The organism is Sphingobacterium sp. GVS05A, from assembly GCF_019969845.1.
In the GTDB taxonomy this organism is placed as follows: domain Bacteria; phylum Bacteroidota; class Bacteroidia; order Sphingobacteriales; family Sphingobacteriaceae; genus Sphingobacterium.
Genome location: NZ_JAHXYR010000003.1, coordinates 101,467 through 114,157, shown reverse-complemented (window position 1 = coordinate 114,157; position 12,691 = coordinate 101,467). Strand labels below are relative to the sequence as shown.

Here is a 12,691-nt window from a genome sequence, read left to right as displayed (position 1 = left end):
TTTTAGGTCATTAAGCATGAAAACATTGCGCTGATAGGTCTGACAAAGTCCAACCTTAATACCTGGTTGACCCTAAGAAAAATAAAACGAACTTACAGTATGTCTATCAGATTTTCAAAAGCCATACCACGGGAAGCTTTTAATAATACGGTAGCTCCAATAATCGGTTTTTCTTGCAAGGCAGTCTTCGCTTCTATTGTCGTTTCATAAAACTCGGCATCACCATTTCTATGTTCAAAAAATGCCTTTCCGACAAAAATCTTACGATCAGCGAACATACTCTTTACATTATCCACGATTTTCCGATGTTCTTCAAAAGATTCTGCTCCAAGTTCAAACATATCCCCCAAGATAACCGCCTTCTTATCGGCCTCAATAATCCGAATATTATCCAAGGCAGCAGCCATACTCGTTGCATTGGCATTATAGTAATCACAGATCACCGTATTTTGAGCTGTCTTCATGATCTGCGAGCGATTGTTGGTCGGCGTATAACCTTCAATACCTGAATTGATTTCCTGCGGAGAGATATTGAAATGTAGACCCACTGCAATAGCGGCCAAAAAGTTTTCTGTATTATATGAACCTGTAAGTTGCGTATCTATCACATAGGTTTGTGGATCTTCTTTTGTCTTCCAGGAAATCTGCAACAACGGGTTTGCTTTCATCAATTTACCGATGACATCATTACTCTCAGAAAATCCATAAGTCACAATTTCAGCAATTTGACGGGCAGCAGCCATTTCTCCAAGATGTGGGTTATCCCCCTGCAAAAAAAGTGTTCCTTGATGATCCTGAAGCCAATCGTATAGTTCCCCTTTGGTTTTCTTAACACCTTCAAAAGAACCAAATCCCTCCAGATGTGCCTTACCCACATTGGAGATCAGCCCATGCGTTGGTTCAGCGATTGCACATAAAAAGGCTATTTCTCCGAGATGATTTGCCCCCATTTCTATAATGGCAACTTCCACAGTTGCATCAATAGCCAACAAGGTCAATGGAACGCCAATATGATTATTTAAATTCCCTTTTGTGGCATAGGTCTTATATTTCTGAGAGACAACCGAATATAATAATTCCTTTGTTGTTGTCTTTCCATTCGTTCCTGTTACACCAATAACGGGAATATTTAGCTGTTTCCGATGATGGTTTGCCAGGCCTTGTAGTGTTGTCAACACATCTTCTACCAAGATATATTGTTCCCCTTTTTTATAAATTTCCTCATCAATGACAACATACCTCGCTCCGATTTCAAGAGCCTGCTCCGCAAAGGTATTTCCGTTGAAATTTGCGCCTTTCAGTGCAAAGAATATACTATCCTTCTCAATTTTACGCGTATCTGTTGTAATATTTGGATACTGTTTATAAATCTGATATAGCGATTGAATGTCCATGTTTAGAAATTTGATGAGCAAATATAACCATTCTGCCTGATTTCAGATAAATCGGGAAGCACATCTAAAATAATTGGATCCCAAATACAATCCCCGATAACGTTTGCGCATTTATTTTAATCAATTTCCTTTAACTAAGGCTTTAATATTGGTAATTTCATTGACCAATTAAACAGTTTGAAATGCGGACGACCAAACTTTCAACTCTTTTGCAATTTTTCTTTCCTTTTGCCTCAACAGCGAAAGTTATGATGCTTTGTAATCGCAAAAACGGTACTGTAGTAAAATGGAATACAAGCTTATAAATTATATATATGAAAGCTTTTTTAGACGAGAATTTTTTATTAAACAACAAAACAGCAGAAGAGCTGTACCACAATTATTCAAAAGATCTACTCATCATTGATTACCATAACCACTTGATTCCAGAGCAAATAGCCAACGATATCAAGTTTGACAACATCAGTCAAGCCTGGCTTCATGGAGACCATTACAAGTGGCGGGCTATGCGGGCAAATGGGGTCAATGAGCGCTATATTACTGGGGATGCATCGGATGAAGAAAAATTCATCAAATGGGCCGAAACTGTTCCTTATACATTACGGAATCCGCTTCACCATTGGACCCATCTTGAGCTGCAACGCTATTTTGGTATAACGGATTTGCTCTCTCCCAAAACCGCATCCAAAATATATGCAGACACTCAAGCCAAACTACAACAAGACAGTCATTCCGTACGCGGGCTGCTTCGGATGATGAATGTAGAGGTCGTCTGTACAACCGATGACCCGATCGACAGCCTCCAATATCATCAACAGTTTGCCCAAGAAAAGGAATCTTTCAAAATGCTTCCGGCATTCCGTCCAGATAAAGCCATGAATGCCGACAACATCGCAGCGCTCAATCGGTATATTGACGAACTTGAAAGGGTAAGCAATCGGCAAATCACTGATTTGCAAGATTACCTGAATGCTTTAAAATCGAGACATGATTTCTTCGCTGCCAATGGCTGTAAGGTTTCTGACCATGGGTTAGAGCAAATTTATGCAGAGGATTATACGGAACAGGAGATTAAGGATATATTCGATAAGATCAGAAGTAAAAAAGAAATTAGTCCTATCGAGAATCTAAAATTCAAATCGGCTATGTTGATCTATTTTGCCGAATGGGATTATGAAAAGGGCTGGGTACAACAGTATCATATTGGTCCGCTGCGCAACAACAATGCCCGCATGCACCGTTTGATCGGCCCAGATACGGGCTGGGACTCAATCGGTGATTTCAGTCAAGGACGCGCTTTGTCAAAATTTTTGAATAAATTAGATAATGAGAATAAACTCACCAAGACAATCTTATATAATCTGAATCCGGCAGACAATGAACTCTTTGCGACAATGATCGGTAATTTCAATGATGGTTCCGTAAAAGGGAAAATACAGTTTGGTTCGGCTTGGTGGTTCTTGGATCAAAAGGATGGCATGACAAAACAAATCAATACCTTATCAAATATGGGCCTGTTAAGTCGATTTGTTGGCATGTTGACTGATTCTAGAAGCTTCCTTTCCTTTCCACGGCATGAATATTTCAGGAGATTACTCTGTAACATCTTTGGACAGGACATCGAAAATGGCGAGATCCCAAATGATATCCAGTGGGTAGGAAAAATTGTACAGGATATCAGCTATAATAATGCAAAAGAATATTTTGATTTTTAATGAAAATGCAAGGTAAAGTATTAAGTTTCGGAGAATTGTTGCTTCGGATCTGTCCAGACATCGAGCAGGATTGGATTGAACAGCATCAACTACCTTTTTATATTGGAGGAGCAGAGTTAAATGTCGCTACTGCATTGGCACTTTGGGGAGTGCCATCGTCTTATCTATCAGCCATTCCTCAAAATGCGATCTGTGAAGCAATTGATCTCTATTTAAAACGAAAAAATATAGACACCTCTCCCATGCAATGGACAGGAGATCGGCTAGGAATTTATTACCTACCTAAAGGAAAGGACCTGAAAAACGCAGGGGTAATCTATGACCGGGCCAATTCCTCATTTGCTAGCCTAAAAGTAGGCAGTATAGACTGGGATCAGACATTTTCGGATGTTCAATGGTTCCATTTCTCTGCGATCTGTCCTGCAATCAGTGCAGACATTGCCGACCTCTGCCTTGAAGCTGTTAAAGTGGCGCAAGAAAAAGGAATTTTTGTGTCTTTAGATCTTAATTACCGTTCAAAGCTCTGGAAATATGGCAAGGATCCCAAAGAGGTAATGCCAGAGATCGCAAAACACTGCAATCTAATTATGGGCAACATCTGGGCTGCACATCAAATGCTTGGCACACAGCTCGACAGTAAGTTCATCACACAGTCAGCGGGATACGAAGAAGAGGAGTTATTGCAGCAAGCAGAGCAAACAAGCAAGGAGATCATAGCGAACAACCCGTTGTGTCAGTATGTTGCCAATACCTTCCGATTCGACTATGAATCCAAAGGAATAAAATATTATACCACCTTATTTAATCAGGGTAATTTAATTGAATCATCGGAATTCCGCGCGGCAGAAATTTTGGATAAAGTAGGTAGCGGAGACTGTTTTATGGCTGGCCTGATCTATGGCTTGTATTCCAACCTTTCGCCAACGGAAACACTGGAGTTTGCAACGCTCGCTGCATTTGACAAACTGTTTATTCCCAGCGATGCCACAACAAGTACAGTTGACGACATAAAAAATAGAATGATAGCATGAGTTTGAAAGAGAAAGTATTAGAAAAGATTATTGAACAGGGGATGCTTCCTTTGTTCTTCCATCATGATAAAGAAGAGAGCATTGATATTCTCCGTACTTTATATCAGGCAGGCATACGTGTTTTTGAATTTACGAACCGTGGGCCTGAAGCACTAAGTGTATTCGAAAGCTTACTCGCCGTGAGAGACCTAGAGATGCCAGATCTTTATCTGGGTATAGGCACCATTAAATCCGTCGAAGATGCAACACAATTTCTTCAAATCGGGGCAGATTTTATCGTTGCACCTCTGGTCAATCCTGCGGTTGGAGCTCTCGTACATGAGCAAGATAAACTTTGGATTCCGGGCTGTATGACACCGACTGAAATTTATACGGCTCAACAGCAAAAAGCCGCACTCATTAAATTGTTTCCGGCAAACATCTTGGGACCAGCCTTTATGTCATCTATACGCGATCTCTTTAAGGATCAAAAATTTATGCCTACGGGGGGTGTAGAAATCGAAATGGAAAATTTAAAAGCATGGTTCAAGTCAGGAGTGTGTGCCGTCGGTATGGGCAGCAAGCTGATCGATCCAAAGAATACTGATCAATTAGCTGAAAACACAAAGCTGGCACTCGAGTTCGTGTCGAAAGCACGATAAACTAAAAAAAACAAACTTATAAACCTATTATGATGAATACGGAGAAAAAGGGAAATTACCGTTGGGTAATCTGCTCCCTACTATTTTTTGCTACTACGATCAATTATTTAGACCGTCAGGTACTCTCTTTGACCTGGAAAGATTTTATTAGCCCCGAATTCCATTGGACAAATACACACTACGGTAATATTACGGCCTTATTTTCTATTTTTTACGCCATCAGTATGCTTTTTGCAGGTCGGTTTGTAGACTGGATGGATACAAAAAAAGGATTTTTATGGGCTATTGGCATTTGGTCTATTGGCGCCATATTGCACGCTTTTTGTGGCATCGCGACCTCTGGCATTGTCGCTGGTGAATGGTTTGTAGGCTTTGAGGGCGCAAAAGAAGCGATTTCTCATGTTAACAATGCTGGTCTTGTCATAAGTGTCAGTGTCAACCTATTTATCTTTGCCCGCTTTATCCTCGCCGTTGGAGAGGCCGGGAACTTTCCTGCGGCAATCAAAGCTACCGCCGAGTACTTCCCAAAGAAAGATCGGGCGCTGTCGACAAGTATCTTCAACTCAGGTGCAACAATAGGTGCCCTGGCTGCACCTTTGACCATCCCCGTTATCGCCGCACATTGGGGCTGGGAAATGTCATTCATTATTATTGGTGCCCTAGGATTCGTTTGGATGGGTTTTTGGATCTTTCTTTATAAAAAACCAGATGAAAATCCGAAAGTAAATGCCGCGGAATTAGCCTATATCAATCAGGATGATCACGAGCAGCAGCCGGAACTACTGAGGAATACAAAAGTTCCAAGAACAACAATTTCTGAATGCCTTAAATACAAACAAACTTGGGCCTTTGTCTTCGGAAAATTTATGACAGACGGTGTTTGGTGGTTTTTCCTATTTTGGATGCCAGCCTACCTCTCCGCTGTATACGATATAAAATCGTCCGATACTGAAGGACAGCTGGCTATATTCGTGCTCTATGCAATTACAATGCTTTCCATTTATGGCGGCTGGTTACCGACCTATTTCGTTGAAAAGAAAGGTATGAATGCCTATGAAGGCCGTATGAAAGCCATGCTTTTATTCGCTTTTGTTCCATTAGTGGTTCTCCTGGCCCAACCATTGGGACATATATCCTACTGGATACCTGTAATCTTGATCGGTTTTGCAGGTGCGGCACACCAGTCATGGTCCGCTAATATTTTTTCGACAATCGGAGATGCATTCCCAAAACGTTCCATTGCAACGGTTACCGGAATTGGTGGACTTGCGGGTGGTGTTGGCGCTTTTATCATCAATAAAACATCAGGATGGTTATTCGATTATGCCAAGGAAACACAAATGACCTTTATGGGCTTTAAAGGCGAGGAAGCAGGATATTTTATCATCTTCTCTTTTTGTGCGATTGCCTATTTGATTGCATGGATCGTAATGAAAACACTAGTACCTAAACTAATTTTAATAAAAAATTAACATATATTGTAAAATTTATATTATATTAGCAATATCATTACAAATATCAATCTAAACCATTTTTTAAAAACAATGAGCTTAAACTTAGAAGGTATCTTCTACGAGGAGAAAGACATTCCCGTAGAATTTACACTGGACGAACAGGTCGATCAAAGAGAGTTCCTTTCCAATGGAGAAATGATTTCTTGGACGGGTCAAGTAAACGAGGTGTTTTCACCGATTTGTGTGAAGACTAAGGATGGCTTGAAACGTAAGCGCATCGGCAGCTTTCCTGTTTGTACAGAAAAAGAGTCCATCGAAGCCCTTGACGCTGCTGTAAAAGCATACGACAACGGACGTGGAGAATGGCCAACAATGAGTGTTGCCGATCGTATTACCTGTGTTGAAAATTTCACACAAAAGATGATTGCCAAGAAGGACATTGTTGTCAAGCTTATTATGTGGGAAATCGGCAAGTCTTATGCAGACTCTGTAAAAGAATTTGACCGCACAGTAGAATATATCTATGCAACAATCGATGCACTAAAAGATATAGACCGCGATTCATCACGTTTTCAGATTGAACAAGGTATCATTGCACAGATCAGAAGATCTCCTTTAGGTGTTGTCTTATGTATGGGACCATTCAACTACCCATTAAACGAAACTTTTACAACATTGATCCCTGCATTGATCATGGGGAACACGATGCTGTTCAAACCACCTAAACACGGAACGCTATTACATTACCCTTTATTAGAAGCTTTTAGAACAAGTTTTCCAAAAGGTGTAGTTAATACTATCTATGGTCGAGGCAACAAGATCGTACCTAGCTTGATGCAATCCGGCAAGATCAATGTCTTGACCTTAATCGGTTCAAGCCGTGTAGCTGACGAACTTAAAAAGTTACATCCAAAAGTGAATAGATTGCGCGCTATTTTAGGATTGGATGCCAAAAATGCAGCAATTATTACAAAAGATGCAGATTTAAACCTAGCTGTCTCCGAGACAGTATTGGGTTCCTTATCTTTCAACGGGCAACGTTGTACAGCATTGAAAATAATCTATGTACACCGCAGCTTAGCTCAGGAATTTTTAAAACGTCTCTCTGCCGAAGTGAGCAAACTTAAATATGGAATGCCATGGGAGAAAGGAGTATCCTTAACACCACTTCCAGAAGTTAATAAGCCTGCTTATCTGACTGAATGTATCGAAGACGCAAAAGCCTATGGTGCAAAAGTAGTAAACGAGAACGGCGGTCAGGTTGCCGAATCGTTTTTCTATCCTGCTATTGTCTATCCAGTAAATTCACAGATGAAGCTTTATAGAGAAGAACAATTTGGACCTGTCATCCCTGTTGTGCCTTTTGATGATCTGGAAGAGCCTATCGAATACCTCATCGGTTCATCTCATGGACAGCAGGTGAGCATTTTCAGCAATAACGCGGCTGTAGTCTCCTCTTTGATCGACCCATTGGTTAATCAGGTTAGCCGTGTCAATATCAATTGCCAATGTCAGCGCGGTCCAGATACCTTCCCGTTCACCGGAAGAAAAGATAGCGCAGAGGGAACACTGTCTGTGGTAGATGCATTACGCTCGTTCTCTATCCGTTCATTGGTCGCAGCCAAATTTACCGAGGAAAACAAAAAACTCTTAAATGAGATTGTCAGCGAAAATGAGTCCAACTTCCTGAGTACAAAGTATATTTTTTAGTAGTTAGTATAAACCAAAAGAGGGCGTCCATTTCATTGAACTGCCCTCTTTTTTGTTACCCCATATTTTATTAAGCTTTCTATTGAGCCCGGTCTTTCTCTTCGTTGCTCGTATCCTTTTTACGATAATTGTTTTTAAGATTACCAAATTTATACGAGTAGGTCAATCGTACTACCCTGCGATCTTGACGCTGCCTGATCTTAGAATCAAATTCGCCAAAAGTAGTGAGTAAATTCTGATTGCCTGTATTGAACAAATCACTAACAGCTAGTTTTAATGAGCTTCGTTGATCCCTAAATGTTTTGGTCGCACCGACTTCCATATCCCATCGCCCTTCTAGATCATATACACTATATTTAAAAGGTGAGAAATAACGTAAATTGACATTGGCAGAAAGACTCTTACTTAATTTTAGGTTATGCATAGAATTTGCTTGAAGCAGAAATGATTTCCGTTTGACCGGAATACCTGAAATCATACCATCGAAATCAAAATAGATTCCAGTGATGTTATTGTTCATACTCCAGATCTTCGACACAGTCACAGGAATATTGAGGTTTAAATAGGAATTCAGGTTCCGCCCTAAATTCTCCCGAATGACCCAGGTTTCACCTTTGACCGAATCCTGTCCCATGCTTTCGACAATTGCATCTTTCACATCATTAACCCCCAACGTCACATTGTAACGCTGCAATAGCGTATAGTTCAATGTGTATTCATTTGAAAATTGAGGATTTAAATAAGGATTTCCACGCTCAAAGGTCAACTTGTCAATATAATAGTCAAATGGATTCAATTGTCGATAATTAGGACGTGTCACTTTTCTGGTGTAACCTAATGACAGTATATGGTTTTCACTTAGCGAATAGGTCAAATTAGCGTTAGGGAAAAGTTGAAAATAATCACGTTTCACACGTTTACTTGTCGTAAGAGAATTACCGTCCGAAATCGTATATTCACCCCTCACACCCGCCTTAAGGCTCCACTTTTCGATACTGGTATTATAATCCAGATAGCCAGCCACGATTTGCTCTTTGTATACAAAATGGTTTGTCCGTGTCGTATCATTTACCCAGGAAGCATTCTGCAGCTTTTCGAAAAGGAGGTCGTTATCGGACTTTACATTTGAATATTTAGCTCCCATCTCCAGCTTTGACTTTTTTGATAAGGGATGTTCATAGTCGAATTTTGCAACATAGATATCAATACCAATTGGCATTCCACTACGTTCATTTTCTGCAGGACCAATTGGTTTACTATTGAGATCAGCATATTGATTGAGATAGGTAACACGTTTACTGCTCCTAAATTTACTCCAGTCCAGGTCAACAGTCAGTTTCCTTCCATTAGAGTCTATCTTAAACTCGTTATTGAAATTAGCCGAATAACGGTCAAACAATTCTTTGAAAGAAGAGGAAGAGCTTAATATTGTATCATAAACAGATACAACTGTACCAATGTTGGTTTTACTATTATTGTCATTGTATTCGGTATTATTAGATCCATTGAATTGCAGGGTCAATGTGTTTCTTGGAGATGTCTTTTGTTCAACACCGAAACGGTAAGAATGATTGCGCTCATCCTCATCCAATGTAGACTTTTGATTGAAATACTTCTTTTTACCACCATTCTGTATGACACGATCGATATACAACTTACGATGAGATTTCTCATCAGAATAGGCATATGATCCAAATAGCGTGGTATTATTTCTTTTGTAATTCAATGAAAGGGAACTATTTCCCCGGAACTTTTCACCATGTCCCGCCGTCAGATTAAAGGCTCCGTTAAACCCCTCCATCCGATTCTTTTTAAGGACAATGTTAATCGTTCCTACTGCTCCCTCAGCATCATCTTTTGCGGCTCGAGTCGTAATCACTTCCACAGATTTAATTTGATTGCCATCCGTACTTTTCAGAAAATTAAGCAATTGTTCACCAGACATGTAAGTCTGTCGTCCATCTATGGTAACCGCTACACCCGATTGCCCCATCAACTGCAAATTATTGTTGTTATCGAGGCTGACACCTGGCGCACGTTGGACAATATCCAATGCATTGTTGCCAGCGGCTAATGGAGAATTTTCAACATTTAGAATCAACTTGCCAGGTTTACTCTCAACCATAGGGCGTTTGCCTTCCACCGTGACCTCCTGCAATTTTCGGTTATCAGCATTAAGCTGGATCACCGTAAGTGAATGATCGGACTTATTGATAGCAAAGGTGGTACTTCGATTTGAAGCATACCCCACCATCTTTGCCTCGACCAGATAGTTCCCCGGCCCCACATCTGTAAATTGGTATTCTCCCAATTCATTCGTCACCACAGCTTTTAGGACAACAGCAGAATTGACTTTCATCAGGTAGGCCGTTGCTAAAGGCAGTGGCACACTATCTGCAGATTGCACTTTTCCCGTAACCTTCACCTGCGCTTGGACAAAGGAGACAATCAACAAATTTAACAGTAAGAAGTAAAAACACTTTTTCATTAGGCTAATCATTTTTTTAAGGCAATGAACTTCCTATGACGCAAATATTTATCTGGCTTTGCAGATTCAATAAGCTCATGAGGGTTTCATAATGGTATTGGCTTGTATCATTTATCTTCCGCTCCTATGGAGCGGAAGACTTCTAAAGATTTATTTCTTTTTTATCTGAACAGACACACCGTCTTTTTTCGCATTGATGATTGTATCCCTACGGATTACAATGGATGTATCAGCAATAACAATATGATTGCTATCCGAATCATCAGTTTCTTCTTCCGCAGATTCCTTTTCTGGCAAGGCACATTTCACCCCGAGTGAGGTCACCACAAATTCGACATCTCTCACGTCCCTTAAATCTTTATTATACCGATCGCGGCAATCGTAAAATGAGATGTCACGTAACTTATCCTCCAAATTATCATTGATCACCAGTTTGGTACCCACAGGCAAAAACAACGTAACATTTACCTCTTGATCCCGATAGCGCTCACCCTCACTCAACTGGAACGCATTATCAAAAATTAGTGCAGTAGTATCTTGTTTAAGGGTATAATTGATTTTGGCAGCCCTGTCCGTAGCCACTTTATAAGTATTTCCTTTAGCAGAATATTCATAGCGTACATAGGGAGCCTGTAATGAATCAATACGTTCGATCCGAATCCGGATATCACGTTTCAGATAGGACGAAAAGTTATCGCTTTTTATTCCGACACCACTTTTAACACCATTTTTTAAACGGATTACCCGAATATCATTTTCACTTAAAAAGTATACAGATTGTTTTTGTAGAGGCTTTTCTTCGACAATGGTACTCGATTCTCTAAATTCTTTTGCCACTGAAGTAGAATAATAGATAATCGCTCCTATAGACGCCAACCACACCAAGAAGAGCGTTGTTGTCAAATAATTATTCATTGGCTTCTTTTCAAAGAGAACCCGTAGAAGCAAGTAAAATAACCCCGCAAGAGGAATAAATATTGACAAAAAGCCAGCTATCAAAGCAAACGGCACATCATTAGGTTCCATTAAATAGAATGGTCCAGAGTCATCCATTACATCAGGGATCACATTCACAATAGCCAATGCAAAGAATATTAATCCGATAATCAATCCAATGAGTGTCGCCCCAACAAGGATAACAAAAAAGACACCGATGGCTTTTACGATGATTTGCAGTAGTTTTGTCACTCCATCTCCTGTCCGATCCAGTCCGCGTGAAAACGTATCCCGCACACCGCTCATTTCCTCATCAAAAGAACGTTTAAAATTCTGGATATTCGGCGCTTCGCCCCGCATTTCCATTTTATCCGCCCTTGTCATAGCGGGTGGCATTACAATCCAAAGAATGACATAGACCAACAGCCCCGATCCTCCGATGATGACGAACAGCGCAAAAAGTAGTCTAACCCATTTGGCCTCAATACCAAAAAAATGACCTAGACCGCTACAGACACCACTGAAAACGCGATCATCGGGATCACGCATCAGCTTTTTGCCAACCTTAAAACCGTCGGAATTTGTCTCGCGGCGAAAAGAAGCATAGTCGTCCTGATCCTCTGATTCGAAATCACTCACCCTGCCCATCTGATCAATAACAGCGTTTACATCTTCCATATTGAGGACCTCTTTACTTCCTGCCTGGATCTTCTCTGTAAACATCTCAGAAATACGGTTCTCAATATCTTCCAAAATCTCGCGGCTATCCTCCGATTGACCAAAATGCTTCTGTATATCAATCATGTACGACCGCAGTACCTCATAGGCATCCTCCTCAATATGGAAGACGATGCTATTTATATTGATAATTATTGTCTTATTCATCGCTATTGTCTTTAACTGGTTTAGTTGAATCATTGTTTCTACCTACCAATGATGTGTTTACAGCAAACACTAATTCATTCCAGGTAACATCCAATCTTGAAAGGACATCGAGCCCTTCTTGGGTAATTTCATAATATTTTCTAGGCGGACCTGAAGTCGATTCCTTCCATATATAACTCAACAAGCCATTATTTTTTAGACGTGTTAAAAGCGGATATAAGGTTCCTTCCACAACCAACAATTGGGCTTTCTTCAGTTCGCTGATAATATCGGAGGCATAAATTTCTCCTCGAGAAATTATGGATAGGATACAATATTCAAGTATCCCCTTCCTCATTTGGATTTGTGTATTTTCAGCTATCATAACAATACAAAGATATATGTATTTTATGGTACCATGCAATACATAGTACCATATAAAACAAAACAAATACAAT

General features: G+C 40.2%; 9 protein-coding genes. 5 read left to right on the top strand and 4 right to left on the bottom strand.

Features of this window, described 5'->3' with window-relative positions; genetic code table 11:
- Positions 1–92 precede the first annotated feature (92 nt).
- A complete protein-coding gene (locus LC454_RS08210) occupies positions 93–1,394 on the bottom strand; it encodes a UDP-N-acetylmuramoyl-tripeptide--D-alanyl-D-alanine ligase (RefSeq protein ID WP_223581357.1) in 1,302 nt (433 codons plus the stop codon).
- Positions 1,395–1,708: 314 nt separating this feature from the next.
- Between LC454_RS08210 and uxaC the strand changes: the two genes are divergently transcribed.
- The 5 genes from uxaC to LC454_RS08185 all read left to right on the top strand — a co-directional run bounded on the left by uxaC (position 1,709) and on the right by LC454_RS08185 (position 7,945).
- The gene (uxaC, locus tag LC454_RS08205; protein ID WP_223581355.1) at positions 1,709–3,109 is read left to right on the top strand and encodes a glucuronate isomerase; all 1,401 of its coding nucleotides are present in this window, start codon (positions 1,709–1,711) and stop codon (positions 3,107–3,109) included.
- Positions 3,110–3,114: 5 nt separating this feature from the next.
- Positions 3,115–4,140 (top strand): sugar kinase, encoded by a 1,026-nt coding sequence (locus LC454_RS08200; RefSeq protein WP_223581353.1) that lies wholly within the window; start codon positions 3,115–3,117, stop codon positions 4,138–4,140.
- On the top strand, positions 4,137–4,781 hold the full coding sequence (locus tag LC454_RS08195) for a bifunctional 4-hydroxy-2-oxoglutarate aldolase/2-dehydro-3-deoxy-phosphogluconate aldolase (RefSeq protein WP_223581351.1): 645 nt from the start codon (positions 4,137–4,139) through the stop codon (positions 4,779–4,781). The genes LC454_RS08200 and LC454_RS08195 overlap by 4 nt, the downstream gene beginning before the upstream one ends.
- 32 nt (positions 4,782–4,813) lie before the next feature.
- Positions 4,814–6,253, top strand: coding sequence for an MFS transporter (locus LC454_RS08190; RefSeq protein WP_223582136.1), 1,440 nt, complete (start codon positions 4,814–4,816; stop codon positions 6,251–6,253).
- Positions 6,254–6,325: 72 nt separating this feature from the next.
- Positions 6,326–7,945 carry an NADP-dependent glyceraldehyde-3-phosphate dehydrogenase gene (locus LC454_RS08185; RefSeq protein ID WP_223581350.1) on the top strand — a complete coding sequence of 540 codons (1,620 nt, stop codon included), beginning with the start codon at positions 6,326–6,328 and terminating at the stop codon, positions 7,943–7,945.
- A gap of 79 nt (positions 7,946–8,024) precedes the next feature.
- On the opposite strand, the gene LC454_RS08180 is transcribed toward LC454_RS08185, so the two are convergent.
- From LC454_RS08180 to LC454_RS08170, 3 genes are all read right to left on the bottom strand, one after another.
- The gene (locus tag LC454_RS08180) at positions 8,025–10,433 is read right to left on the bottom strand and encodes a TonB-dependent receptor domain-containing protein (protein WP_223581348.1); all 2,409 of its coding nucleotides are present in this window, start codon (positions 10,431–10,433) and stop codon (positions 8,025–8,027) included.
- Between the two features lie 150 nt (positions 10,434–10,583).
- The gene (locus tag LC454_RS08175) at positions 10,584–12,254 is read right to left on the bottom strand and encodes a PspC domain-containing protein (protein WP_223581346.1); all 1,671 of its coding nucleotides are present in this window, start codon (positions 12,252–12,254) and stop codon (positions 10,584–10,586) included.
- Entirely contained in the window at positions 12,247–12,618 is a 372-nt protein-coding gene (locus LC454_RS08170; RefSeq protein WP_120260448.1) for a PadR family transcriptional regulator, read from the bottom strand. The genes LC454_RS08175 and LC454_RS08170 overlap by 8 nt, the downstream gene beginning before the upstream one ends.
- Between the last annotated feature and the right edge of the window lie 73 nt (positions 12,619–12,691).